This window comes from Pseudomonas sp. GL-RE-29 (assembly GCF_019947275.1).
In the GTDB taxonomy this organism is placed as follows: Bacteria; Pseudomonadota; Gammaproteobacteria; order Pseudomonadales; family Pseudomonadaceae; genus Aquipseudomonas; species Aquipseudomonas fluorescens_A.
Genome location: NZ_JAGYGD010000022.1, coordinates 67,554 through 91,718, shown reverse-complemented (window position 1 = coordinate 91,718; position 24,165 = coordinate 67,554). Strand labels below are relative to the sequence as shown.

Below are 24,165 nucleotides of genomic sequence, written 5' to 3'. Positions count from 1 at the left end.
CTCGGTCGATTACTGGACGTGCGCGTGCTTTTGCATGGCTTGCGGCGCCTGTTTTTCCACCGCCACTTCGACCTGCACGTCACCGGCCTTCTCGAAATGCATCGTCAGCGGGAAGCGTTTGCCATCGCTCAGCAGGCTGCGATCCTTCAGGTTCAGCAGCATCACGTGGTAAGCCATTGGCGCGAAGGTGACTTCGCCGCCAGCGGGGATTTGCACGTTAGGAACGTGCTGCATTTTCATCACGTCGCCTTGCATCACGTGCTCATGCAATTGCGCTTCGCCGGCAATGGGCGAGTCAACGCTGAGCAGGCGGTCGGCGGTTTTGCCTTGGTTGTGAATCACGAAATACGCCGCGACGGTCGGCGCGTTGGGTGGCAATTCCTGGGACCAGGGGTGAGTGATTTCCAGTTCGCCAGCCTTGTATTCGTGGGCATTGGCAAAGCAGGCAGGCAGCAGCAACGCGGCCAGAACGATGAGTTTGTTCAACATGGCAGTTCTCCAGAGCGATTCAAAACGCAGATCAATTGCGAGAAGGAATCACACCAGAGGGGACGCGCGGGGGTTGAGACTCGGCCATTGCTGGCGCGGTGTGGGGGTGTTGAGAAACGCGGGGGGCAGGGCTCTATTGGCTTCGTAGCTCGCGAAATACAGCTGAGGTTCATGGCCTGGCAACGCCACCATTGGTGCGGAGCCTGAGCAGCACCAGCAATGCTGCATGTTGGAATGATCGTCGCTTTGCGGGGCTTTTTGCTCGATGTCGCCCAACGAAATCGCGACCATTTTGGTGCCGCTGGACGAACAGAAACTGCCCCACAACAACTGTTCGGCAGGCGACTTCGCCGTCTGCGCCATCGCTCCGGACATCGGCATGGCGAGCATGTTGAACAGCACTGCGAAGCAGGCTATCCAGGCAATTGCGAGCCGTTGTCGGGACATGGGAAAAATCCGTTTGGGTGGGCGATCAGGCGCGGGCTATTTAGCCTGATCAGGGCCGATAAGTAAAAAAGCGGCGTGCGGTTTGGTGTCGCAGCGCGATCAGACAACAACGGCATGCAAACGCATGCCCAAAGCTTTCATAACTTTCATGATAGTCGCGAATTCTGGATTGCCAGTGCTGCTCAGCGCTTTGTACAGACTCTCACGACCTAAACCGGCGTCACGGGCAACTTGTGTCATGCCTTGCGCGCGGGCAATGTCGTTGAGTGCAGCGCGTATCAAAACGCCGTCGCCTGCATCTTCTTCAAAGCAGGCATCCAGATATGCGGCCATTTCCTCTGGAGATTTGAGAAACTCTGCAGCATCGAAACGGACGAATTGTTCGGTCATGACTTACTCCTCATTACCGATGTGTTGCGCCATTTGAATGGCACGTTTGATATCTCGTTTTTGAGTCGACTTGTCACCGCCTATGAGTAGCAGGTAGACCACTTCTCCTCTGCGAGTGAAATACATCCTGTAGCCGGGACCATGGTGGACTCGCATTTCATAAACTGCCGCCGCTATCGGCATGCAATCACCAAAGTTTCCATGCTCGGCCGCCCGGAGCCTGGCGATGATTCGAGCCTTGCCGATGGTGTCTTTCAGTGAGTCGAGCCAATCGGCAAACACACGGGATCGTTTGAAGTCGATCATGTCGTGAATCGTATTCCTTGGGATACAAGCTGGCAAGCGACGCTTTCTGAGGATGAGGCTGGAGATCCTTTAAAAGGCGGCTTTGTGGACTCGATCGATTTAGAGGAATTCGAATATAGGAGGGAAGCTACTAAGTAGAACAGTCAGCTCCTTCCTGGAAGGTTGCCAGCAAATTCGCAAGTTTCTGCGGGTGTCAGGAATGGTCTGACACGGGTAGGGCTTTGAGTAATTGCCCAACCGACTCAAACTCCCGCTCAACCCCCGGCAACACCGGCCGCTTCAACACCAACACCGGTACCCCTCGCTCCCGCGCCACTTCCAGCTTCGGCTCGGTGGCGGTGCTGCCGCTGTTCTTGCTAATCAACACATCGATCTGCCGCCGTTCGAACAGCTCGCGCTCATCGTCGATCAGGAACGGCCCGCGTGCACCGATTACTTCGCAGCGTTCGTTGCCGGGATAAACGTCCAGTGCACGCAACGTCCAGAATTGTTCAGGAGGAATTTCGCCCAGGTGCTGCAAGGGCTCGCGTCCAAGGGTGAACAGCGGGCGCCGGAACGGTTTCAGCGCTTCGATCAGCTCGGCCCAATCGCTGACTTCACGCCAGTCGTCGCCGGCTTGTGGCTGCCACGCCGGACGGCGCAGCGCCCAGCAGGCAATGCCGCTCAAACGCGCTGCGGTTGCAGCGTTTTGACTGATCCGGGCGGCGTAGGGATGGGTGGCATCGAGCAGCAGTTCAATCCCTTCATCGCGGATGAACTGCGCCAGGCCTTCGGCGCCACCATAGCCGCCCACGCGAACCTGGCAAGTCAGATCCGTCGGCACCCGACCGACACCGGCCAGGCTATAGATGTGTTGTGGCCCGAGGGTACGGGCGATCGCCAACGCCTCGGTCACGCCACCCAGCAACAGAATGCGTTTCATTGAAAAACTCCCGCATGGCCGACGATTCCGCCCTGGCGGTCTATGGCGAAGACTTCGACCTGAACCTGCGCCAGGACCACGCTGCGGGCAAAATCCAAAGCGTGCTGGCACACCGCATCGCCGAGGGCGATGCCGGCGGCGCTGGCCATGGCTAACGCCTGTTGACTGGTGTTGGCGTCACGGATGGCTTGCTGCAATACGGCATCGGCGCCTACCGCCGCCGCCCATTCGGCCAGTTGTGGCAGATCAATACTGGAATGCCGACTGTGCAAGTCCATGTGCCCGGCCGCCAGTTTGCTGATCTTGCCGAAGCCGCCGCAGATGCTGAGTTTTTCCACCGGCACTTTGCGCAGGTGTTTGAGCACCGCGCCGACGAAATCGCCCATTTCGATCAGGGCGATTTCCGGAAAGTTGTAGACCCGGCGCATGGTGTCTTCGCTGGCGTTGCCGGTGCACGCGGCGATGTGCAGATAGCCGTTGGTTTTAGCGACATCGATACCCTGGTGGATTGAGGCGATGTAGGCCGCGCAAGAAAACGGCCGGACGATGCCGCTGGTGCCGAGGATCGACAGTCCCCCGAGAATCCCCAGGCGCGGGTTCATGGTTTTCAGTGCCAGCGCCTCGCCGCCCTCGACGTTCACCGTGACCTCGAAACCGCCGCTATAGCCGAGTTCGTTGGCGAGCAGGTTCAGGTGATCGGTGATCATTTTGCGCGGTACGGGGTTGATCGCCGGTTCACCCACAGCCAGCACCAGCCCAGGTCGGGTGACCGTGCCGACACCGTGGCCGGCATTGAACCCAACGCCGGGCTCGCTGCGCAGGCGCACTTGGGAATAGAGCAGCGCACCGTGGGTCACGTCGGGATCGTCGCCGGCATCCTTGATCGTGCCGGCCTCGGCGCCGCCCTCTATCAGGCGGCAGAACTCCAGGCGCATCTGCACTCGCTTGCCTTTGGGCAGGACGATTTCCACGGCATCCGCCGCGATCCCTGCGAGCAGCAGACGAGCCGCCGCCAGGCTGGTGGCCGTGGCACAACTGCCGGTGGTCAGGCCGCTGCGCAGCGGCGCGGGTTGTTCGGCGGTTTCGTCACGCATCGAAAGGCTTCGTCACATCCAGCAAGGTAATCGGCAGGGCCTGACGCCAGGTATCGAAGTCGCCCAGCGGCTGGGCCTGGGCGATATGAATGCGCGTCAACTCGCCACCGTGCTGTTCGCGCCAGGCCATCAAGGTCATTTCACTTTGCAGCGTGACAGCGTTGGCGATCAGCCGGCCGCCGGGTTTGAGTGCGGCCCAGCAGGTATCGAGCACGCCCTCGCGGGTGACGCCGCCGCCGATGAAAATCGCATCCGGCCGTTCGAGCCCGGCCAGTGCCTGCGGCGCACTGCCGCGAATCAGTTGCAGGCCGGGGACGCCGAGGGCGTCGCGGTTGTGTTCGATCAATTGCTGGCGTCCTTCATCGGCCTCGATGGCCAACGCCCGACAACTCGGATGGGCGCGCATCCATTCGATGCCGATCGAACCGCTGCCGGCGCCGACGTCCCACAAGAGTTCGCCGGGCACCGGCGCCAGGCGTGCAAGCGTGATTGCACGCACATCGCGTTTGGTCAGTTGGCCGTCGTGTTTGAACGCTGAGTCCGGCAAACCGGCGAGGCGAGACAGGCGTTGTGTGTTCGGCTCGGCGATGCACTCGATGGCAATCAGATTGAGATCGGCGATTGCCTGGTCGTTCCAGTTGTTGGCGACGCCGTCGCTGCGTCGCTCGGTTTCACCGCCCAAATGCTCCAGCACACTCATGCGACTCGGCCCGAACCCGCGCTCGCGCAGCAGTTCGGCGATGGCGGCGGGACTTTGTCCGTCGTTGCTCAATACCAGTAAACGCATGCCGCTGAACAACTGTGCGTTGAGCGCTGCAACGGGGCGGGCCACCACCGATAAGGTGACGACGTCCTGCAACGCCCAGCCCATCCTGGCGGCGGCCAGCGAGCATGAAGACGGGGCCGGCAGCGTTAGCATTTCATCGTTGGATAGATGCCGCACAAGGCTTGCGCCCACCCCAAAGAACATGGGGTCGCCACTGGCCAGTACGCAGACCGGCTCTCCACGCAGTGCCAGCACAGGCTCAACGGAAAACGGGCTCGGCCAGCGTTGGCGCTCACCACGAATGCATGCTGGTAACAGATCCAGGTGCCGCTGGCCGCCGAAGATCCGTGAGGCACGCAATAACGCGTGCCGGGCATTTTTGCCCAGACCTTTGAAACCGTCTTCACCGATGCCTACTACCGTCAGCCAGGGCTTCATGCCTGCTCCTTGTAAAAATGCCCCGTAGCATGGGTTGCAACCGGGTTCGGGGCTGGGCGCAATGATACCGCGGCGTTGTGGCTTTTACGCATTGCGTGCCACCCAAACCGTGACGGCCAAACATCCTGTGTTAGTCCGCAGATTGTTGACAGGCCCGATATCTGGTTAGTTGTCGTTGTTGGTTGACGTTGGATCAACCTCTCAAACATACAAAAAGGAATTTTATGTTCGACACAACTATCGAGTTTCCAGCACTGGAACAGCGTCTGGCTTTTCTTGGATTGAGCGATGCCGTGCCGGCCACCGCACGTTCACAGGCGGTCGCTCTGGCGCGCAGTATCCCCACCCCGGTCCGGGCAGCTATTGCGGGGAGCACCATCGTCTCTATGGCCGAGGGAGTGTCCGCAGAAGATGAGCAAGATACGCTCGACTGCGCGCTCTATCTGGAACAATACACAGACACACGCTATGACCGGGAAACCCAGTGGTACGAGTGGTTGCAACATTTTACGTTGGGGCTCTGGCATTTTGGCTGGATTCATCAGCGTCCGGTCATGCTCGACAGTCGCCATATCGAGCTGCATGAACCCATCTCCAGTTCGATTCTCGAGACACTCAAACCCAATGTCAGCGGGAGCATGTACAGCGCCGCGATGTACGCTTTCGAGGCGTTGAAAGACAATCTTCAGGCATCCATGCTGCTGGCGCAAAAAAGCGGAAGGGAGCGTGGACGACAATTTCAAACGATGCCCTGTGCCTACGATGCCGACGGACGCCTGACTCTCATGTTGATTCACTCATGGTATGTCGCTGCCGTTAACCCGGCGCAGTTTCTGTTCCTGAAGTGGCTGGATCACGATGTCACGTTGATTCAGCATTACGGGACGTTCACGCTGGACAGGAAACGTTTTGATCCGTTGGCGGCTGCCATGCGCGACAAAATCACCCAGCGCAGCCGTGAGTACCTGTTGCGGATGTGAGGCGTGGCGCATTCGTTCGAACGGGCCGGGCCTTGGGAGACGTTAACCTTCCCGTCGTCCGACAAGCTTTTCATCCCCCGTTGCAAAGCAGGCATAATACCGCCCGCTTCGCCCGCGAAGTGCCTCGCCACCTGAACGGGTCATCCCCTTGAACGAACGCCCACTGTCCACCGCCTTACGCCCCTCGGCCTGTCCGGGATTGCTGCGTATTGTCCCGGCACTGGATGGCGGGATCTGTCGGATCAAACTCAGCGGTGGTTCGATCAGCACCGCTCAGGCCAAGGCGGTGGCGGATGCGGCCGAGCGCTTCGCCGGGGGCGCTATCGAGGCAACCAATCGTGCCAATCTGCAGATTCGAGGGATTGGCCGCGAGCAAGCAGCATTGATCGATAGCCTGCTAGCCGCAGGTCTCGGGCCGCAAAATGCGGCGGGCGATGACGTGCGCAACCTGATGCTCAGTCCAAGTGCCGGGATCGATCGGCAGATGCTGTTCGACACAATGCCGCTGGCGGAGCAGATTCTGACCACGGTGCAGCTCCACGAACGTTTTCACGACCTCAGCGCCAAGTTCGCCGTGCAGCTCGATGGCGGCGAGGCCTTGGCCATGCTTGAACACCCACACGACCTGTGGCTTTCGGTTTTTGAGCGAGACGGTGAGCGATGGCTGGCGTTCGGTCTGGCGGGATGCCCCACGGACGAGCCGGCAGGCTCTATCGCTCTGGTCGATGGTTACAACCTGGTGATCGCGGTGCTTGAATTGTTTCTAGAGCTGGCGCGCCCCGAGCAAACGCGAATGCGTCATCTGCTGGCTGAGATCGCGCGCGAAGACTTTCTAAGCCGCTTGGCGGAGCGTGTAGACCTCCATGCCATTTCGGGTTGGCAGCGCGTTTCGAGTTCAAGAACCTTACATATTGGCGCTCATCCCCAGGCTCAAAGTGGCCGGTTTTACGTGGGGGCCGTGCCTCCTCTGGGACGGCTAAACCCCGCGATGCTTCGAGGCGTTTCCAAACTGTCGGAAACGTTCGGCGACGGGAGTTTGCGTTTTACCCCTTGGCAAAGCCTGCTGTTGCCCAATGTTCGCCATGAGCACGTTTCTGAAGTTATTGGCGCGCTGGAGCAACTGGGCCTGTTGTGCGAAGCCGGTCAGCCGTTGTCCCGGTTGATCGCCTGTACCGGCTCAAACGGTTGCGGCAAAGGCCTGGCTGACACCAAGGACGACGCCTTGCAACTGGCCTCACTGCTCCAGCGTTACGGTCAGGTTCTGAATATGCACCTGAGCGGTTGCTCGCGTTCCTGTGCGGCCGCGCACACCGCCCCGGTCACCTTGCTCGCCGTTTCACCCGGTCATTACGACCTCTATTTTCGCGATGCAGCGCAGCCCGGTTTCGGCGCGCTGCACGCACGCAACCTTACTATTGAAGCGGTCGGCGCGTTGCTCGACGCCCGCTTACGGAGCCCCCTTGATGCTTGATTACATCCGCGACGGTCAGGAGATCTATCGCAACTCCTTCGCGATCATTCGTGCCGAGGCCAACCTCACGCGAATCCCGGCCGATCTGGAAAAACTCGCGGTGCGGGTAATTCACGCCTGCGGCATGGTCGATGCCATCGACGGTTTGCAGTTTTCCGAAGGCGCGGGCAAGGCGGGGCGCGATGCACTGGCCGCCGGTGCGCCGATCCTCTGTGATGCGCGGATGGTCTCCGAAGGCGTGACCCGTGCGCGGTTGCCGGCAAACAACCCGGTGATCTGCACCTTGCGCGATGAAAGCGTTCCCGAATTGGCCCGTGAGTTGGGCAATACCCGCTCGGCCGCCGCGCTGGAACTGTGGCGCCCGCACCTGGAAGGCAGTGTTGTGGTGATCGGCAACGCGCCGACCGCGCTGTTCTACCTGCTGGAAATGCTCGACGCCGGCGCACCCAAACCGGCGCTGATCCTCGGTTTCCCGGTGGGTTTCGTCGGCGCCGCCGAATCCAAGGCAGCGCTTGCGGCCGACAGTCGCGGCGTGCCCTTTGTCATCATGCAAGGCCGGCTGGGCGGAAGCGCCATGGCCGCCGCCGCCGTCAATGCCCTCGCCACGGAGATCGAATGATGCAACAACCTGGACGTTTGATCGGCCTTGGCGTCGGTCCGGGTGATCCGGAACTGATCACCGTCAAAGCCCTGCGCCTGCTGCGCGAATCACCGGTGGTGGCGTACTTCGTTGCCAAGGGTAAAAAGGGCAACGCCTTCGGCATCATCGAAGCCCATTTGCAGGAAGCACAAACCCTGCTGCCGCTGGTTTATCCGGTGACCACCGAGGTACTGCCGGCGCCGCTGTCCTACGAGCAAGTGATCAGCGATTTCTACGATACCGCTGGTGAGCACCTGGCCGCGCATCTGGATGCCGGTCGCGATGTGGCAGTGATTTGCGAAGGCGACCCGTTCTTCTACGGCTCGTACATGTACCTGCATGATCGTCTGGCCGAACGTTACGATGCCGAAGTCGTGCCGGGCGTGTGCTCGATGCTCGGCGGTGCTTCGGTACTCGGCGCGCCGCTGGTGTATCGCAATCAGAGCCTGTCGGTGTTGTCCGGGGTATTGCCACACGACGAGCTCAAGCGTCGTCTGGCGGATGCTGACGCGGCGGTGATCATGAAGCTGGGGCGCAACTTCCCCAAGGTTCGCCAGGTGCTGGAAGAACTCGGTCTGGCCGAGCGCGCGCTGTACGTCGAACGCGCAACCATGGCCAATCAGAAAATCGTTGCGCTGGATGAAGTCGAGCCGATGTCTTCGCCGTACTTCTCGCTGATCATCGTTCCTGGCGAAAGGTGGCAAGGCTGATGACCCGTCCAGCTCCGGCGATTGTCATTCTTGGCAATGGCAGCCTCGCCACTGCGCGCATGCTTCAACAGATTTACCCCGACGCCCTGATCCATGGGTTGGCCGAACGGGTTGATGGCGCGGACCGTGTCTATCACGAGTTCGGTGCGACCCTGCGAGAGCTGTATCAGCAGGACGCGCCGATCATTGCGTTGTGCGCCGCCGGGATCGTGATTCGTACCTTGGCGCCGTTGCTGCTTGAAAAGGGTGCTGAGCCGCCGGTGCTGGTCGTGGCCGAAGATGGTAGCGCGGTGGTGCCGTTGCTCGGCGGCTTGGGCGGCGTAAATGTGATGGCGCGGGAGATTGCCGCACATCTCGACGTCGCGCCGGCGATAACTACCAGCGGCGAACTGCGTTTCGGCACCTGCCTGCTCAATCCCCCTGGCGGTTATACCCTGGGCGATCTGGAACTGGGCAAGCGGTTCGTTTCTGATTTGCTCGGCGGCGAGTCAGTGCGCATCGAAGGTTCGGCGCCTTGGCTGGCGCAAGCGCAACTGCCTGAAGATGCACAGGCGCGGCTGACGGTGCATGTCAGCCATGCCGAACGCAGTCCGGCGGCCAACGAATTGTTGATCTATCCACGGAGTGTGTTGGTCGCGGTCAGTGCTGGCGCTGCAGATGTGCCGAACGTGGTACGCGAAGCGTTGCATCAATCTTGCGTAGCCGTGCAGTCGCTGGCCTGTCTATTGGCGCCGGATTCCGAAATGGCCAGCCCTGCGTTGCGTGAGGCTGCACTGGAGCTTGGTGTGCCGTTGCGTTTTGCCCGTGCCATGGGTGGGGCAATCGAGATGGCGCGTCAGGCTATCGAACCGGTCGTTTCCATTGTCGGTGATGACACTGTTGCGGTTGCACTGGCCGCGCAGCCATTGGACCCGATGCAGATCGGCCGTGCGCGTGGGCGCTTGGCGGTGATTGGTCTGGGGCCGGGCGCTACCGAATTAATGGTGCCGGCGGTGAAGGCTGAACTCGCTCGAGCCAACGATGTGTTGGGTTACGAAACGTATGTACGCATGGCCGGGCCATTCCGCGCCGACCAGAAGCTGCACTGCACGGATAACCGCGAAGAGATGCAACGTGCGCGTCACGCTTTCGAACTCGCCGCCCAAGGGCGATCGGTGGTGGTGGTGTCCTCCGGTGATCCGGGTGTTTTCGCCATGGCTGCCGCGGTGCTCGAAGCGCTTCATGAGTCGACCGATGCGCATTGGCATAACGTCGAACTCGAGATCTTGCCGGGCGTATCCGCCTCGCTGGCAACAGCGGCCCAGGCCGGGGCACCGTTGGGTCATGATTTTTGCGTACTATCGCTTTCGGACAACCTCAAGCCTTGGTCGATCATCGAGAAACGACTGGACCTCGCGGCCCAGGCAGATCTGGCCCTGGCGTTCTACAACCCGATCTCCCGCTCACGTCCGTGGCAACTGGGGCAAGCCCTGGAAATCGTCGCTCGGCACCGCGTGCCTGAAACACCCGTGGTACTGGGACGCGATATCGGTCGTCCGGGTCAGACGCTTCGGGTGACGACGCTCGGGCAACTCACTCCTGATCAGGTTGATATGCGGACCATGGTGCTTGTTGGCTCCTCGACGACTTGTGTGTTTGCTCGAGCAGATGGCGGAACTTGGGTTTACACGCCTCGCTGGTATGGCAATAAACCGTAAGTTGGATAACGGGCCGGCGCAATGCCGGCCTTATTGTTTAGTTGGTTGTTTTTAATTCAAGTGCCGATTTTTCAATCGTCGTTTTTGCGTGACAATATCTTGTGGTTCTTTCTTGTTTGACCGGTTCTTGTCTGGTTGCTAAGTTTTATTTGTCTGCAAGAGGCAGGCCTAATTAAATAACATGGAAGTTAATAATATGATTTTGAATGAAGTTATGGGTGATGCATTCGACTATGCCGCTCAGCGGGAATATTTCAAGTCGGCTGAGATGGTTCAGCCGATGGCGCGTATGTCGCGAATGAGTCTGGCCTCGGAACAACAGGGTAGCGATTCGGCTGCGGTGCTGGGGACAACTGTCGCTGCCTATGATGAGGAGCTGTCATATGAGGATCGCGAAGCCTTCGACGACACGATTCTTTATGCGGAAATACGTGCGGACAAACTCTTCCATCGCGAAACCCAGCGCCGCGAATGGTATGGCGAATACAGCAAGGCACTGACCATGTGTGGCTGGCCGACCATGAGCGACCCTTACAAGGAGTACGTCAGCCGGGAGCTAAACTTCACTATGGATGAGGCTGCATTGCAGATCATCGCCCTGGCCGCCGGTGCCGACAAACTGAAGGTTTTGCCGCTGATCTCCGCAGCCTTCAATTCGCTGGAAAAGAACGACGGCGCTCTAAAATTGATAGAGCTGAAAAGTAAACAAAATAAGTCCGGCAACTTTCAGGCCACTCCATGCCTGTTGTTGGGTGGGCGGGCAACTATGATTGCGTGTGCTATACAAATGGAAACAAAGGAGCTCATTACAAAAATTTTATTCTTCAAGTATCGAGGTGAGGAAGTCAGGATCTACAATGCTGCTACTCGGCGTGTATTGAATCGACGTGCTTACAATGTCGTTAAGGATGTTGTTCAGGCGGCAGTCGATAAAGCCCGACTCGATTACTTTAAAACACCGCTGTAAACATTCTTGAGAGCTTCCGTGCTGGAAGTTCTCTTTTTTTGTATTCGAGTTGCAAGGTGAAACATGGAAAGTTTTCGTCAGGAATCATTTGTCGACTCCGGGCTTCTCGGTGTCTTGTCGCTTTCATTGGATCAGCAGATGAAATGCGACACTTTGTATTCTTTGCTGGCTGCTCGGGTGATGGCTTCAAACAGTTTTCCCGACGTCGGTGACTTCCCGCAATGGCACAGCAGATTTGCTGAGGCCCTCGAGCGATGCGGGTGGACGCTCAGGCGTGAGCAAGACCTGAAACCCGTGTTTAATCAGCCATCCACGGTGACGCTGCAAAATGTGTTTGCGCATGCGATGGCCGGCGAGGCGTTGCAAGAACCGTGTGAGCTTGCGCTCGAAGCATTGGATGCTTTCGCGCAGCTGTCGACGGATGCGCCACCGGCGGTGCGCTTTCGCGAGCGGTCGTTCAGTCAGCGCAGGGTGGAGGTGGAAGGGGGAAAGGAAGAGCAGCGCTTCACGGTGCATTGGATGCTGGCGGTAAGTGCACGCAAAGCCTGCATCGACCTGTTCTACCTTGAGTTTGAAACGACCCAATGCGTGGATGAGCAATTTCTGCAGCAGGCCTTTGTGCCGTCCAGCTTCACGTCACCGGTAGCCGTGAAGCATCACGCGTTCGAGATGGCAGCGAGGGCATTCGCCAGAAGCAGGGCGCAAATCGTCGCTTTTGTGCAGGGACATCAGCTGATGCCGATCACGCCGGGTATCGGGTTGATGCCGGTGACCTCGACCTGTGACGCCGTCATGGCACCAGATAACCCTTCACACCGGTGAAAATAATCTGCGCCGCCAATGCACACACGAACAACCCCATCAATCGGCTGACGATCTGCAAACCCTGGTCGCCGAGAATACGTTCGATGTGATTGGACAGATACAACACCACGCCCACCGTGAAACTGGCCAGGGCAATACTGAGGATCGCGGTGAGCTTGTCGTCCCAGTGCGGCTGACCGATGCCCATCACCAGCAAGGCGCCGATGGTGCCGGGGCCGACGGTCAGCGGGATGGTCAGGGGGACGATGGTCACGTCCTGCTGCACGTTGTCGGTCTGCACGGCTGACTTGCCCTGGGCCATGCCCAGCGCCGAGATGAACAACACGCTGCCCGCACCGATGCGGAAGGCGTCCACGGTGATGCCGAAGACGCTGAAAATTACTCGACCGAACAAGTACAGCAAGACACTGGACACCAGTGTGGCGATTGCCACTTTCCAGGCTAGCCGGCGCTGTTCCTTGCGCGAATAACCGCGAGTCAGACTGATGAAGCAGGACAACACGAAGAAGGGGCTGTAGAGCACCAGCATCTTCAGGTAAACGCTGAACAACACGTGGAGCATGGTGCAGGCTCACTGGCGAGGGAAGTCGAGGGGGAGTCTATCAGGCGCTACGGAGTCTGTCGGCTCAGGACGTGGGTGTCGCCGTGCGGTTCTGCTGATCGCGCTGGGCCACCCAGTGTTCGATCAGTTCACGCAACTGGGACAACTCGACCGGTTTGGCCATGTGCCCGTCCATACCCGCCTGGCGCGCGCGTTCTTTATGCTCGGCCAGGATGTGTGCGGTCAATGCCACCACCGGGGTACGAATTCGCTGGTTGCCGACTTCCCACGCACGCAATTGCTGGGTGGCCGAGAAACCGTCGAGGATCGGCATTTCGCAGTCCATCAACACCAGGTCGTAACGTTGCGCCTTCATGGCCTGCAAGGCTTCTTCACCGTTGCTGGCAGTGTCGGGTTGCAGGTTGAGCTTGCCCAGCATGCCGCGGATCACCTTGGTCGAGATGCTGTTGTCTTCGGCCACCAGAATGCGGAAATCGCTGGGCACCTTCACCGGCAGGCTTGTACCTGATGGCAGATGCGGCATGACGGCCAGCCCCTTGTTGCGCTGGGTCAGCTCGTCGGCGAGGGTGGTCTTGAGGGTGTAGCCGGCGACCGGTTTGGCGAGGATGCGCTTGATCCCCGAATTGCGCGCGATGATCTTGCTTGGCGCATTGCTGATGCCGGTGAGCATGATCAGCAGGATGTCGTGGTTCAGGCTCGGGTCTTCCTTGATCTTGGCGGCCAGTTGCATGCCGGTCATGCCGGGCATGTTCTGGTCCAGCAGGACCACGTCGAAGTAGTCGCGCAGGTGCGCCTTGGTGCGCAGCAGTGCCAGGGCTTCCTTGCCAGACGGCACGGCGCTGACGTTCAAGCCCCAGGCGCTGCACTGCTGCACCAGCACCTTGCGACAGGTGTCGTTGTCGTCCACCACCAACACCCGTGCGCCCTGCAACGGACCGTCGAGGTCGGAGGTCGGGTGTTCGAGGCGATCAGGATCGAGCGGCAAGGTCAGCCACAAGGTGCTGCCCTGGGTGCTGCCGCTCTTGATGCCGAATTCGCCTTGCATCAAGCGGATCAGTTGACGGGCGATCACCAGGCCCAGATTGCCACCCAGGCGGTTGGCCGAGAGGAAGTGCTTGCTGTGCAGTTCCGCGTGCATCAGCGCGTCGCGCTCTTCGGCGTCCATGGGTTCGCCGCTGTCCTGAACGGCGATGCGCAGGCGTGGTTTGGCGGTGCGCTCATCGAGCGCGACGACGATGAGGATTTCGCCTTCATCGGTTTTCTTCAGGGCGTTTTCCAGCAGGCTCAACAACGTTTGACGCAGGCGTGTCGGGTCACCGCTGATGACCCGCGGCACTTGCGGCTGAATGAAACTGATCAGCTCAACGTTCTGCTGCTCGGCCTTGGCGCGGAAGATGCTCAGGCAGTCTTCGATCAACGCATTGAGATCGAACTGCACATCGTCCAGCTCGATCTGTCCTGATTCGAGCTTGGAGATGTCGAGGATTTCGTTGATCAGCGTCAGCAGTTCGTTGCCAGCGCTATGGATGGTTTGCACATAGTCGCGCTGCTTGACCGACAGAGGCGTGCCCAGCAGCAACTCGGTCATGCCCAGTACGCCGTTCATCGGGGTGCGGATTTCATGGCTGATCTTCGCCAGGAATTCGGCCTTGGCGTTGATCTCGGCATTGCTGGCCGCCAGGTCGCGACTGATGCTGAAACGGTCTTCGGTGATGCTGCGTTGGCGCTCGCTCAGGGCAATGCCCATCAGTAGGCCGCTGATGCAGATGAACGCCAGCAGCGTGGTGATCAGGTCGTGCGGTTCAATCAGGGTCAGCCCCAGCAGGGCCGGGAGGATGATCAGCGTACCGAGGTTGAACACCACCATCGCTGCCACGAACAGTCGTGCCGGGCGATAGCCTTTTTGCCAGTGATAGGCGCTGACGAACAACATGGTCAGGCCCGCAAGGGCGACCAGTCCATAAGTAATGATGTTCAGCGGCAGCGTGTTGACGAACAGCAGCAACAGACTGCAAATCATGATCAACAGGATGTCGACTTGAATCAGTCTGTTCAGCGGGTGCGGGCCCAGAGGCGCGAAGAAGCGCAGGGCGAACATCAGGCCGCAGGGCGCCGTCAGCAATAAGGCGAGATAAGCGCCCGGCGTTTGTACGGCTTGCCAGTCGGGCAGCCAGGGGCCTGCCAGGTTCAGCAACAGAATCAGGCTGAGCATCAGACAGCCTTCGGCCGCCGCCAGCCAGAGGCTGCTGCGCGAGCGCGAGTAGGCGTAACGGACGAGATTGTGCAGGATCAGCATGCCGATGCTGCCCAGCAACAGGCCGTAGATCAGCGTTTGATGCTGATTGGCGGCGGTCATGACGGCCGATTGCAGGGTGATGTAAGGCCGTAACTGGTGCTCGGAAACCAGTCGCAAATAAACATCGAGGGTTTTGTCGCTCTGCGGCAACGGCACCATGAAGTCGCTGCTCGGCAGGGGCCGGTCAACCAGAGGCTGTCGATTGCCGGTGTTGGATTGCTCGATCAGCTTGTCGCCGTCCAGCACATACATATTGAAATGCAACAGGTCCGGCGCAAACACGCGCAGCAATTGTTCATGCTTGCCGGGTGCGAGGCGGAAACGTAGCCAGAGCGCTCCGTCGGGCTCGGCGGCGGTGAGGCTGTCGAGTTCGATGGGGCTGAATTGATTGGTGTAGCGAGCAGAGCGGATGTCGCTCAGTTGCAGGTCGCCCTGTTCGTCGAGCAATACCGCCCAACCACTGCCTTGCGCGGCCTGGGCCGGGAGCATGCAGAGCAGGGTCAGCAGAGTGACGGTGAAACCTATGGCAATCCTGAGCCAGCGCACGGCGAAATCCCTTCGTAGGTTAATGCCAGATTACAACTATGCGCGGCGCCGGAATAGTCAGGCAAGGGCCCGAAGCCCTTGCCCGGCCGAATGGAAACTTATTCCTGATTTTCGCCACGCTCGCGGGCAATGGCGCGGTAGCCAATGTCCTTGCGATAGAAACAGCCTTCCCAATCAATCTTTGCCGCCAGTTTGTAAGCCTGCTGTTGGGCCGCATCGACGCTGGCGCCCATGGCAGTGGCGCACAGCACCCGACCACCGGCCGTCACGACTTGACCGTCCTGGAGCGCAGTGCCAGCGTGGAAGACTTTGCCTTCCAACGCCGCGGCTGCATCCAGACCATTGATGGCCGCGCCTTTGGCGTAGTCACCAGGATAGCCGCCCGCCGCCAGCACGATACCGACGCTCGGACGTGGATCCCATTGCGCTTCGACCTTGTCCAGCGCCTGCGCCAGGGCCGCTTCGACCAGCAGCACCAGGCTCGACTGCAAGCGCAGCATGACTGGTTGGGTCTCAGGGTCGCCGAAACGGCAGTTGAATTCGATAACTTTTGGGTTACCAGCCTTGTCGATCATCAGGCCGGCGTACAGGAAACCCGTGTAAACGTTGCCTTCCTCGGCCATGCCGCGCACGGTCGGCCAGATCACCAGATCCATCACGCGCTGGTGGACTTCGCTGGTGACCACCGGAGCCGGGGAGTAGGCACCCATGCCGCCCGTGTTCGGACCGGTGTCGCCGTCACCGACGCGTTTGTGGTCCTGGCTGGTGGCCATCGGCAGTACGTTCTTGCCGTCGACCATGACGATGAAGCTGGCTTCTTCGCCGTCCAGGAACTCTTCGATGACTACGCGCGAACCGGCGTCGCCGAAAGCGTTGCCTGCCAGCATGTCACGCACGGCGTCTTCGGCTTCGGCCAGGGTCATGGCAACGATCACGCCTTTACCGGCGGCCAGGCCATCGGCCTTGATCACGATCGGTGCACCCTTTTCACGCAGATAAGCCAGGGCTGGCTCGATCTCCGTGAAGTTCTGGTAGTCGGCGGTCGGGATCTTGTGGCGCGCCAGGAAATCCTTGGTGAAGGCTTTCGAACCTTCCAGCTGAGCAGCACCAGCGGTAGGACCGAAGCAGTCCAGGCCACGGGAGCGGAACAGGTCAACGACGCCAGCGACCAGTGGCACTTCCGGGCCGACGATGGTCAGGGAAACGTTTTTCTCGGCAAAGTCTGCTAGCTGCTCAAGGGCCAGCACGTCGATGGCGACGTTCTCGCACTTGGCTTCGATGGCAGTGCCGGCATTGCCCGGAGCCACGAAAACTTTCTGTACGCGCGGATCCTGAGCCACTTTCCAGGCCAGGGCGTGTTCACGGCCACCGCTGCCAATGATCAAAACATTCATTTAAAAAACCTCGGATGACGCTAAATTCTGTGGGCAGCGTTGGAGCTGCTTTTCTGTGGGAGCTGGCTTGCCAGCGATGCAGGCGACTCGGTTCATCAGTTAGACCGAGGGGATGCTATCGCTGGCAAGCCAGCTCCCACATTTGGATCGAGTTGAATCAGTGACGGAAGTGGCGCATGCCGGTGAAGACCATGGCGATGCCGGCTTCGTCGGCAGCAGCAATCACTTCAGCATCACGCATCGAACCGCCTGGCTGGATCACTGCAGTGATGCCGACCTTGGCCGCGTTGTCCAGGCCGTCGCGGAACGGGAAGAACGCGTCGGAGGCCATTACCGAACCGGCTACCTGCAGGCCGGCATGTTCAGCCTTGATCGCAGCAATACGTGCCGAGTTCACGCGGCTCATCTGGCCGGCGCCGACACCGATGGTCTGGCGGTTCTTGGCGTAGACGATGGCGTTGGACTTGACGTACTTGGCCACTTTCCAGGCGAAGATCAGGTCGTGGATTTCCTGTTCGGTCGGAGCGCGTTTGGTCACGACTTTCAGGTCATCGGCGCCGATCATGCCGATGTCGCGGCTCTGTACCAGCAGGCCACCGTTGACGCGTTTGTAGTCCCAGGCAGCGGCGCGATCAGCCGACCACTCGCCGCAGGCCAGCAGGCGTACGTTGGCTTTGGCGGCCACGATGGCGCGGGCTTCTTCGCTGACGCTCGGCGCGATGATCACTTCGACGAACTGACGCTCGACGATGGCTTTTGCGGTTTCAGCATCCAGTTCGCGGTTGAAGGCAATGATGCCTCCGAACGCGGATTCGGTGTCGGTGGCGTAGGCCAGGTCGTAGGCCTTGCGGATACCGCCTTCTGCGTCCGGGCTGACGGCCACGCCGCAAGGGTTGGCGTGCTTGACGATCACGCAAGCCGGTTTGACGAAGCTCTTCACGCATTCCAGCGCGGCGTCGGTGTCAGCCACGTTGTTGTAGGACAGCTCTTTGCCTTGCAGCTGGGTCGCGGTGGCGATGCCGACTTCGGCAGGCTTGGCTTCCACGTAGAACGCCGCGCTCTGGTGCGGGTTCTCGCCGTAGCGCATTTCCTGGGCCTTGATGAACTGGCTGTTGAAAGTGCGCGGGAATTCGCTGCGACCTTCGGTGCTCAGTGTTTCGGCAGCCTGGTTCACGGTGCCCATGTAGTTGGCGATCATGCCGTCGTAGGCAGCGGTGTGTTCGAAGGCCTTGAGCATCAGGTCGAATCGCTGAGCGTAGGTCAGGCCGCCGGCTTTCAGGTTTTCGAGGACGCTGGCGTAATCGCTGGCGTTGACCACGATGGCCACATCTTTATGGTTCTTGGCTGCCGAACGAACCATGGTCGGGCCACCGATGTCGATGTTTTCAATCGCGGTCGGCAGGTCGCAGCCTGGCTTGTTGATGGTGGCTTCGAACGGGTACAGGTTGACCGCTACCAGGTCGATCGGCTTGATGCCGTGCTCGTTCATGATGGCGTCGTCGATACCGCGACGACCGAGGATCCCGCCGTGGATTTTCGGGTGCAGGGTTTTCACCCGACCGTCCATCATTTCGGCAAAACCGGTGTAATCCGCGACTTCCACTGCGGCAACGCCGTTGTCCTGCAGCAGCTTGAACGTTCCGCCGGTAGAGAGGATCTCGACGCCCAGGGCTTCAAGTTCTTTGGCGAATTCAAGGATCCCGGTCTTGTCGGAAACGCTGATCAAGGCGCGGCGGATCGGCAGGCGGGTAGTCTGGTCGGTCATTTCAATTTCCATCAAAAGCAAAGGAGTCAGCAAAAAAGGCGACCGGTTTTACGCGGGCGCCTTTCTGGTTTGATTGAATGCTTACAGCAAATCGTACTGCTTGAGTTTCTTGCGCAGCGTGCCCCGGTTCAGTCCGAGCATCTCGCTGGCCTTGGTCTGGTTGCCCTTGACGTAGTTCATCACGCATTCGAGCAGGGGAGCCTCGACTTCGGAGAGCACCAGGTTGTACACATCCGTGACGGCCGCGCCCTCAAGGTGGGCGAAATAATTGTGCAGCGCTTTCTCGACACTCCCGCGAAGGGTCTGACCTTCTTCGCTCGGGGTATTGAGGTGCTGTTTCAAATTTACGTTGTCGCTCACGGGTGTTGTTCCACTCACTAAAGTCTCGGTCATCATCGTCATGCGGCCACCCACTCTCCGTCCCCTGTCAGGCTCTTGTAACGCCCGGCAAAGAAGCCCCGAACGTTGGCGCATTGTGCTTCCGTATCTTCCAAACGATTGAAGTGGGCGCGAAACTCCCTGGCGCCCGGCAAGGTTGCGAGATACCAGCCCACATGCTTTCGAGCAATGCGTACGCCCATCACGTCTCCATAGAAGGCGTGCAGCGCAGCCAGATGCTCTAGCAGGATGCGTTCCACCTCGATCAGGTCCAGCGCCGGGAGTTTCTCGCCGGTACGCAGGAAATGGTCGATCTCGCGAAAAATCCATGGCCGCCCCTGGGCAGCCCGGCCAACCAGCAGGCCGTCGGCACCGGTCGCGTCGAGCACGTATCGGGCCTTTTCTGGCGAATCGATGTCGCCATTGGCGAAGACCGGCATCGACACCGCCTGCTTGATCGCGGCGATGGTGTCGTACTCGGCTTCACCGGTGTACAGATCGGCACGGGTGCGGCCATGGACCGCCAACGCCGTAATGCCTGCCTGCTCGGCGATCTTCGCCACCGTCAAGCCATTCTTGTTGTCCCGGTCCCAGCCGGTACGGATCTTCAGGGTCACCGGCACATCAACCGCAGCCACGACGGCTTGCAGGATTTCGGTGACCAGTGCTTCATCTTTTAACAGTGCGGAACCGGCAGCCTTGTTGCAGACCTTCTTGGCCGGACAGCCCATGTTGATATCAATAATCTGAGCGCCCAACTCAACGTTTGCCCGGGCTGCATCCGCCAGCATCTGCGCGTCGCCACCGGCGATCTGTACCGAGCGGGGCTCGGGATCACCTTCGTGGATCATGCGCATGCGCGACTTGCGGGTGTTCCACAAACTCATGTCACTGGTGACCATTTCCGAGACTACTAGTCCCGCGCCCAATCGCTTGCACAGCTGACGAAAGGGTTGATCGGTGACACCCGCCATTGGGGCGAGAATCAAGCCGTTATGTAATGTGTATGGACCGATGCGTACCGCCGACATAGGACTTCCCTGTTGTGGGGCCGGATCATGAGAGTTCGAAAAAGGGTTGGCATGATACCCGCTCTCGATGACTGGATAAAGGCTGAATTGAACAAAATCTGAACAGTTATTCTGTTATCGCCAGCGGTTTGGTCTGAAGGGGCAAAGTCAGAAAGCCGTCGTCAACTGAGGATCAGAGAACCGTTTTACTCGGGGGAGTGGAAGCTCAGGCTGTAGTTCACCGCTTTGGCGCCTGGGTCGAGAATGTCCAGGGCAATGTGGATCGGCGTCTGCGGCGGCATTTCCACCATGCCTTCAAGGTCGCCATTGAGGTATTCGCCGGGTTTGAAGCGGCGGCTGGCAATCAGATGGCCATTGAGGTCGGCAAAGCGCAGTTCCAGTAGCGGGAACGGCTGGGAAAATGGCGCGCGGTTGTAGATGATCGCGTCGACCACCAGCGCGCCGCTGAATTCTGGATGGCTGCGGACCACCAGGTTGCTGCTTTTGATTTTTGCGATGTCGACCTTGGAGGGCACTGTGCAGCCGATTTGCGGGCAAAACTGTTGGAACCACGGGCGGTATTGGTCCTGCCGCGCCAGTTCGTCGAAGTGGTAGGCAACGTATTGACCTACCAGAGCGCCGGCACCGAGCAGGACCAGCAGCAGCCAGAAAAGCCGGCGCGCCCATGGCGAGCGGCGTCTTTGCCAGTCGAGCTGCAGCGGATCGTCGGTCAGGTCTTGCAGTACGTCGGCGCGAACGCCGGGTTCGCTGCGTTCGCGGCGTTTGCGCAACGGTTCGACCGACGGCAGGTCTTCTTCGATTTCATCGGTGGTAGTTGCTGACAGGCGTTCTTTAGGAAGTGGGGTATCGAGCGGGTCGTGCAGGCGCAATTGTGGCGGCTGTGCTTCGTCGTCCAGTTCTATCGGTTCCAGCGACAACGACAGAGACGGTTCGGTGCGGGAGTTTTTGCTCGGCTCTGGTATCGGTTGCGGGTCGTCGAGCGCATCGAGGGCGTCGAGGTCCTCGGCCGTTTGCGCGCGATCAGCAGCCGATTCGCTGAACAGGCTGTCGGACCACGGCTCTTGGTCGGTTTCGATGCTATCGCGACGGGCGCTGAGCGTGTCATCGCGGTGCCGGCCAAACTCTGTGGTTGGCTGGATTTCCCGCTGTTCGAGGCGGGCGAGTTCTTCGTCGAGGTCCAGGGTGTCCAGGTCCAGCTCGGCGGCGGACCATTGTTTTTGACTGATGGCCTTTGGTTCTACCGGTTCCGGCACTTCAACGATGGCCGCAGGGGCTGGCGCGACCGGCTCCTTGCCGGCCTGCTCAAGCAATTGCTTGGCGGCATTGAACACCTGAAGGCATGAGCCACAGCGAACGACCCCGCGTGCCACGCTCAACTGAGCATGGCTGACGCGGAAGCTGGTTTGGCAATGCGGGCACTGGGTGACGAAGCTGTCGGTCATGCGGCGATCCGGTTTATGCAGGCGCCCATTCTAGCGCCGACGGCCTGTGATGCGCACCCAGCCATCGCGATTGGCGATCGGATCCAGATCGAAGTCCTTGGCGTAGGCTGCGGCGACTTCGTCACCTTGCTCGGCAAGGATGCCCGACAGCGCCAGGCGCCCGCCGGACTTGACCAGGCCGGACAACTGCGGCGCCAGGGACACCAGCGGGCCAGCGAGGATATTGGCCACCAGCACATCGGCCTGAACCTGCGGCAAATCTTCCGGCAGATACAGTGGGAACGACTCGTCGGCGATATTATTGCGCCCGGCGTTGTCGCGGGAGGCTTCCAGCGCCTGCACGTCGATGTCGGTGCCGACAGCTTCCTTGGCGCCCAGCAGCAGGGCGGCAATTGCCAGAATCCCCGAGCCGCAGCCGAAGTCCAGCACATTGCAGTCTTTCAGGTCCTGACCGTCGAGCCATTCCAGGCACAACGCGGTGGTTGGGTGGGTGCCGGTGCCGAATGCCAGGCCCGGATCCAGCAACAGATTCACCGCATCAGGTTCCGGCGCGGCGTGCCAGCTCGGCACGATCCACAGGCGCTGGCCGAAACGCATCGGCTGGAAGCCGTCCATCCAGCTGCGTTCCCAGTCCTGGTCTTCGATGACTTCGCTGTGATGCTCGGGCAGCGGGCTGCCGGTCAACAGCTCAAGATGTGCCAGCACCGGGCCCGGCTCGGTGCCGCCTTCGAACAGGGCCAGCAGGTGCGTGTGCGACCACAGTGGCGTGGTGTTGAGTTCCGGCTCGAAGATCGGCTGATCTTCGGCGTCCATGAAGGTCACCGACACGGCGCCCACTTCAAGGAAAGCGTCTTCGTAGGTTTCGGCTTGTTCTGGGCTGATGGCGAGACGGACTTGCAGCCAAGGCATGGCGGGCACCTTTGAAAAATATTGATTGCAGCCTAGCGGGCTGCGAGAAGCGCGCAAGTTTACGCGAGAGAGCGGCAGATGACGACCGGGTTGGCAATGCACGGGAGCGAATGCATAACCTGTGGCGAGGGAGCTTGCTCCCGCTGGAGCGCGAAGCGGTCCCAAAATGGCAGAGCTGGATCTGTCTGATTCTGCGCGGTGGGATAATCTGGCGGTTGCTGCGCAACCGAGCGGGAGCAAGCTCCCTCGCCACAGGGTTTTGCATTGAGCCGCTTCCAGAAACAACAAAGCCGCCCGAAGGCGGCTTTGTCAGGTGCAGGTTCGAAGCTTAGTGCTTCTCGCCAGCCAGTTTGTGCTCGAGGTAGTGAATGTTCACGCCCCCTTTGCAGAAGCCTTCGTCGCGGGTCAGGTCGCGGTGCAGCGGGATGTTGGTCTTGATCCCGTCGACCACGATCTCGTCCAGCGCATTGCGCATGCGCGCCATGGCTTCGTCACGGGTTGCGCCGTAGGTGATCAGCTTGCCGATCAACGAATCGTAGTTCGGCGGAACGGCATAACCACTGTACAGGTGCGAGTCGACGCGAACGCCGTTGCCGCCTGGTGCGTGGAAATGCTTGACCGTGCCCGGGCTCGGCATGAAGGTTTTCGGGTCTTCGGCGTTGATCCGGCATTCCAGCGCGTGACCGCGGATGACCACGTCATCCTGGGTGAACGACAGCTTGTTGCCGGCGGCGATGCTGAGCATCTCCTTGACGATGTCGATGCCGGTAACCATTTCCGAAACCGGGTGCTCTACCTGGACACGAGTGTTCATCTCGATGAAGTAGAAGCGACCGTTCTCGTACAGGAACTCGAAAGTGCCCGCGCCACGGTAACCGATGTCGATGCACGCCTTGACGCAGCGCGCGAAAACTTCCTGGCGAGCCTTCTCGTCGATGCCCGGTGCCGGCGCTTCTTCGAGAACTTTCTGGTGACGACGTTGCAGCGAGCAATCGCGGTCGCCCAGATGGATGGCGTGGCCCTGGCCGTCGGAAAGAACCTGAACTTCCACGTGGCGCGGGTTGGTCAGGAATTTTTCCAGATAGACCATCGGGTTGCCGAACGCCGCGCCTGCTTCGGAGCGGGTCAGTTTGGCCGAGGAAATCAGGTCTTCTTCTTTATGCACAACGCGCATGCCGCGACCACCACCGCCGCCAGCGGCTTTGATGATCACCGGATAACCGACTTCGCGACCAATGCGCAGAGCGGTTTCTTCGTCTTCCGGCAGCGGGCCGTCGGAACCCGGAACGGTCGGTACGCCGGCAGCGATCATGGCGTGCTTGGCCGAAACCTTGTCGCCCATCAGGCGGATGGTTTCAGCTTTCGGGCCGATGAAGGCGAAGCCGGAGTTCTCGACCTGTTCGGCGAAGTCGGCGTTTTCCGCGAGGAAACCGTAGCCAGGGTGAATGGCGGTGGCGCCGGTCACTTCGGCCGCGGCGATGATTGCCGGGATGTGCAGGTAGGAGTGGGCGGCCGATGCCGGACCGATGCAGACGGATTCGTCTGCCAGGCCCAGGTGCATCAGTTCCTTGTCAGCCTTGGAATAAACGGCGACGGTCTTGATGCCCATCTCTTTGCAGGCGCGCAGAATCCGCAGTGCGATCTCACCGCGGTTGGCGATCAGAACTTTTTCCAACTTCGCAGTCATCAAAGGCTCTCCG

At 60.0% G+C, this 24,165-nt stretch carries 23 protein-coding genes; 7 read left to right on the top strand and 16 right to left on the bottom strand.

What is annotated here, in order from left to right:
• Positions 1 to 9: 9 nt before the first annotated feature.
• From KGB21_RS18910 to cbiE, 7 genes are all read right to left on the bottom strand, one after another.
• Entirely contained in the window at positions 10 to 489 is a 480-nt protein-coding gene (locus KGB21_RS18910; RefSeq protein WP_223506300.1) for a copper chaperone PCu(A)C, read from the bottom strand.
• 48 nt (positions 490 to 537) lie between these two features.
• Positions 538 to 936: a DUF2946 domain-containing protein gene (locus KGB21_RS18905; RefSeq protein WP_223506298.1), complete on the bottom strand. Its 399-nt coding sequence runs from the start codon at positions 934 to 936 to the stop codon at positions 538 to 540.
• A 99-nt stretch (positions 937 to 1,035) separates the two neighbouring features.
• The gene (locus KGB21_RS18900) at positions 1,036 to 1,326 is read right to left on the bottom strand and encodes an addiction module antidote protein (protein ID WP_034149699.1); all 291 of its coding nucleotides are present in this window, start codon (positions 1,324 to 1,326) and stop codon (positions 1,036 to 1,038) included.
• A gap of 3 nt (positions 1,327 to 1,329) precedes the next feature.
• Complete coding sequence (locus KGB21_RS18895) at positions 1,330 to 1,632, bottom strand: type II toxin-antitoxin system RelE/ParE family toxin (protein WP_223506296.1); 303 nt, start codon at positions 1,630 to 1,632, stop codon at positions 1,330 to 1,332.
• A 193-nt stretch (positions 1,633 to 1,825) separates the two neighbouring features.
• Positions 1,826 to 2,554 (bottom strand): cobalt-precorrin-6A reductase, encoded by a 729-nt coding sequence (locus tag KGB21_RS18890; RefSeq protein WP_223506294.1) that lies wholly within the window; start codon positions 2,552 to 2,554, stop codon positions 1,826 to 1,828.
• Entirely contained in the window at positions 2,551 to 3,648 is a 1,098-nt protein-coding gene (locus tag KGB21_RS18885) for a cobalt-precorrin-5B (C(1))-methyltransferase (protein ID WP_223506292.1), read from the bottom strand. Before KGB21_RS18885 ends, KGB21_RS18890 begins: the two co-directional genes overlap by 4 nt.
• Positions 3,641 to 4,852, bottom strand: coding sequence for a precorrin-6y C5,15-methyltransferase (decarboxylating) subunit CbiE (gene cbiE, locus KGB21_RS18880; protein ID WP_223506290.1), 1,212 nt, complete (start codon positions 4,850 to 4,852; stop codon positions 3,641 to 3,643). Before cbiE ends, KGB21_RS18885 begins: the two co-directional genes overlap by 8 nt.
• A gap of 224 nt (positions 4,853 to 5,076) precedes the next feature.
• Here cbiE and KGB21_RS18875 point away from each other — a divergent pair, with 224 nt between their 5' ends.
• From KGB21_RS18875 to KGB21_RS18845, 7 genes are all read left to right on the top strand, one after another.
• Positions 5,077 to 5,832, top strand: coding sequence for a hypothetical protein (locus KGB21_RS18875; protein WP_223506288.1), 756 nt, complete (start codon positions 5,077 to 5,079; stop codon positions 5,830 to 5,832).
• Between the two features lie 163 nt (positions 5,833 to 5,995).
• On the top strand, positions 5,996 to 7,303 hold the full coding sequence (cobG, locus tag KGB21_RS18870; protein WP_411741404.1) for a precorrin-3B synthase: 1,308 nt from the start codon (positions 5,996 to 5,998) through the stop codon (positions 7,301 to 7,303).
• Positions 7,296 to 7,922, top strand: coding sequence for a precorrin-8X methylmutase (locus KGB21_RS18865; RefSeq protein ID WP_034149705.1), 627 nt, complete (start codon positions 7,296 to 7,298; stop codon positions 7,920 to 7,922). The genes cobG and KGB21_RS18865 overlap by 8 nt, the downstream gene beginning before the upstream one ends.
• Positions 7,922 to 8,653 carry a precorrin-2 C(20)-methyltransferase gene (locus tag KGB21_RS18860; protein ID WP_223506319.1) on the top strand — a complete coding sequence of 244 codons (732 nt, stop codon included), beginning with the start codon at positions 7,922 to 7,924 and terminating at the stop codon, positions 8,651 to 8,653. The genes KGB21_RS18865 and KGB21_RS18860 overlap by 1 nt, the downstream gene beginning before the upstream one ends.
• The gene (cobJ, locus tag KGB21_RS18855; protein WP_223506284.1) at positions 8,653 to 10,350 is read left to right on the top strand and encodes a precorrin-3B C(17)-methyltransferase; all 1,698 of its coding nucleotides are present in this window, start codon (positions 8,653 to 8,655) and stop codon (positions 10,348 to 10,350) included. Before KGB21_RS18860 ends, cobJ begins: the two co-directional genes overlap by 1 nt.
• A gap of 196 nt (positions 10,351 to 10,546) precedes the next feature.
• Positions 10,547 to 11,317 carry a hypothetical protein gene (locus tag KGB21_RS18850; protein WP_223506282.1) on the top strand — a complete coding sequence of 257 codons (771 nt, stop codon included), beginning with the start codon at positions 10,547 to 10,549 and terminating at the stop codon, positions 11,315 to 11,317.
• A gap of 63 nt (positions 11,318 to 11,380) precedes the next feature.
• On the top strand, positions 11,381 to 12,139 hold the full coding sequence (locus KGB21_RS18845; protein WP_034149708.1) for a hypothetical protein: 759 nt from the start codon (positions 11,381 to 11,383) through the stop codon (positions 12,137 to 12,139).
• Here the strand turns inward: KGB21_RS18845 and KGB21_RS18840 are convergent.
• The 9 genes from KGB21_RS18840 to accC form a co-directional block, all read right to left on the bottom strand.
• Complete coding sequence (locus KGB21_RS18840; protein WP_034149709.1) at positions 12,108 to 12,704, bottom strand: MarC family protein; 597 nt, start codon at positions 12,702 to 12,704, stop codon at positions 12,108 to 12,110. The two genes, KGB21_RS18845 and KGB21_RS18840, sit on opposite strands and share 32 nt — an antisense overlap.
• Positions 12,705 to 12,768: 64 nt before the next feature.
• Positions 12,769 to 15,546: a hybrid sensor histidine kinase/response regulator gene (locus tag KGB21_RS18835; RefSeq protein WP_223506280.1), complete on the bottom strand. Its 2,778-nt coding sequence runs from the start codon at positions 15,544 to 15,546 to the stop codon at positions 12,769 to 12,771.
• 98 nt (positions 15,547 to 15,644) lie between these two features.
• Positions 15,645 to 16,940, bottom strand: a complete 1,296-nt coding sequence (purD, locus tag KGB21_RS18830; RefSeq protein ID WP_034149711.1) for a phosphoribosylamine--glycine ligase — start codon at positions 16,938 to 16,940, stop codon at positions 15,645 to 15,647.
• Between the two features lie 157 nt (positions 16,941 to 17,097).
• Complete coding sequence (purH, locus tag KGB21_RS18825; protein WP_223506278.1) at positions 17,098 to 18,705, bottom strand: bifunctional phosphoribosylaminoimidazolecarboxamide formyltransferase/IMP cyclohydrolase; 1,608 nt, start codon at positions 18,703 to 18,705, stop codon at positions 17,098 to 17,100.
• Between the two features lie 81 nt (positions 18,706 to 18,786).
• Positions 18,787 to 19,107, bottom strand: coding sequence for a DNA-binding transcriptional regulator Fis (gene fis, locus KGB21_RS18820; RefSeq protein WP_015093301.1), 321 nt, complete (start codon positions 19,105 to 19,107; stop codon positions 18,787 to 18,789).
• A complete protein-coding gene (gene dusB, locus KGB21_RS18815) occupies positions 19,104 to 20,114 on the bottom strand; it encodes a tRNA dihydrouridine synthase DusB (protein WP_034149713.1) in 1,011 nt (336 codons plus the stop codon). The genes fis and dusB overlap by 4 nt, the downstream gene beginning before the upstream one ends.
• 185 nt (positions 20,115 to 20,299) lie before the next feature.
• Positions 20,300 to 21,556 carry a DUF3426 domain-containing protein gene (locus KGB21_RS18810; RefSeq protein ID WP_223506276.1) on the bottom strand — a complete coding sequence of 419 codons (1,257 nt, stop codon included), beginning with the start codon at positions 21,554 to 21,556 and terminating at the stop codon, positions 20,300 to 20,302.
• A 30-nt stretch (positions 21,557 to 21,586) separates the two neighbouring features.
• Positions 21,587 to 22,465 carry a 50S ribosomal protein L11 methyltransferase gene (gene prmA / locus KGB21_RS18805; protein WP_223506275.1) on the bottom strand — a complete coding sequence of 293 codons (879 nt, stop codon included), beginning with the start codon at positions 22,463 to 22,465 and terminating at the stop codon, positions 21,587 to 21,589.
• 328 nt (positions 22,466 to 22,793) lie between these two features.
• Positions 22,794 to 24,152, bottom strand: a complete 1,359-nt coding sequence (gene accC / locus KGB21_RS18800) for an acetyl-CoA carboxylase biotin carboxylase subunit (protein ID WP_034149716.1) — start codon at positions 24,150 to 24,152, stop codon at positions 22,794 to 22,796.
• Positions 24,153 to 24,165 lie beyond the last annotated feature (13 nt).

Excerpts from the sequence above, each read along its gene's own strand:
- KGB21_RS18910 (WP_223506300.1), bottom strand. The coding sequence starts at position 489 with ATGTTGAACAAACTCATCGTTCTGGCCGCGTTGCTGCTGCCTGCCTGC.
- prmA (WP_223506275.1), bottom strand. The coding sequence starts at position 22,465 with ATGCCTTGGCTGCAAGTCCGTCTCGCCATCAGCCCAGAACAAGCCGAA.
- KGB21_RS18850 (WP_223506282.1), top strand. The coding sequence starts at position 10,547 with ATGATTTTGAATGAAGTTATGGGTGATGCATTCGACTATGCCGCTCAG.
- KGB21_RS18905 (WP_223506298.1), bottom strand. The coding sequence starts at position 936 with ATGTCCCGACAACGGCTCGCAATTGCCTGGATAGCCTGCTTCGCAGTG.
- KGB21_RS18875 (WP_223506288.1), top strand. The coding sequence starts at position 5,077 with ATGTTCGACACAACTATCGAGTTTCCAGCACTGGAACAGCGTCTGGCT.
- KGB21_RS18860 (WP_223506319.1), top strand. The coding sequence starts at position 7,922 with ATGCAACAACCTGGACGTTTGATCGGCCTTGGCGTCGGTCCGGGTGAT.
- dusB (WP_034149713.1), bottom strand. The coding sequence starts at position 20,114 with ATGTCGGCGGTACGCATCGGTCCATACACATTACATAACGGCTTGATT.
- accC (WP_034149716.1), bottom strand. The coding sequence starts at position 24,152 with ATGACTGCGAAGTTGGAAAAAGTTCTGATCGCCAACCGCGGTGAGATC.
- KGB21_RS18885 (WP_223506292.1), bottom strand. The coding sequence starts at position 3,648 with ATGCGTGACGAAACCGCCGAACAACCCGCGCCGCTGCGCAGCGGCCTG.
- cbiE (WP_223506290.1), bottom strand. The coding sequence starts at position 4,852 with ATGAAGCCCTGGCTGACGGTAGTAGGCATCGGTGAAGACGGTTTCAAA.
- KGB21_RS18900 (WP_034149699.1), bottom strand. The coding sequence starts at position 1,326 with ATGACCGAACAATTCGTCCGTTTCGATGCTGCAGAGTTTCTCAAATCT.
- fis (WP_015093301.1), bottom strand. The coding sequence starts at position 19,107 with ATGACGATGATGACCGAGACTTTAGTGAGTGGAACAACACCCGTGAGC.
- KGB21_RS18810 (WP_223506276.1), bottom strand. The coding sequence starts at position 21,556 with ATGACCGACAGCTTCGTCACCCAGTGCCCGCATTGCCAAACCAGCTTC.
- cobJ (WP_223506284.1), top strand. The coding sequence starts at position 8,653 with ATGACCCGTCCAGCTCCGGCGATTGTCATTCTTGGCAATGGCAGCCTC.
- KGB21_RS18845 (WP_034149708.1), top strand. The coding sequence starts at position 11,381 with ATGGAAAGTTTTCGTCAGGAATCATTTGTCGACTCCGGGCTTCTCGGT.
- KGB21_RS18895 (WP_223506296.1), bottom strand. The coding sequence starts at position 1,632 with ATGATCGACTTCAAACGATCCCGTGTGTTTGCCGATTGGCTCGACTCA.
- KGB21_RS18890 (WP_223506294.1), bottom strand. The coding sequence starts at position 2,554 with ATGAAACGCATTCTGTTGCTGGGTGGCGTGACCGAGGCGTTGGCGATC.
- purH (WP_223506278.1), bottom strand. The coding sequence starts at position 18,705 with ATGACCGACCAGACTACCCGCCTGCCGATCCGCCGCGCCTTGATCAGC.
- KGB21_RS18840 (WP_034149709.1), bottom strand. The coding sequence starts at position 12,704 with ATGCTCCACGTGTTGTTCAGCGTTTACCTGAAGATGCTGGTGCTCTAC.
- purD (WP_034149711.1), bottom strand. The coding sequence starts at position 16,940 with ATGAATGTTTTGATCATTGGCAGCGGTGGCCGTGAACACGCCCTGGCC.
- KGB21_RS18865 (WP_034149705.1), top strand. The coding sequence starts at position 7,296 with ATGCTTGATTACATCCGCGACGGTCAGGAGATCTATCGCAACTCCTTC.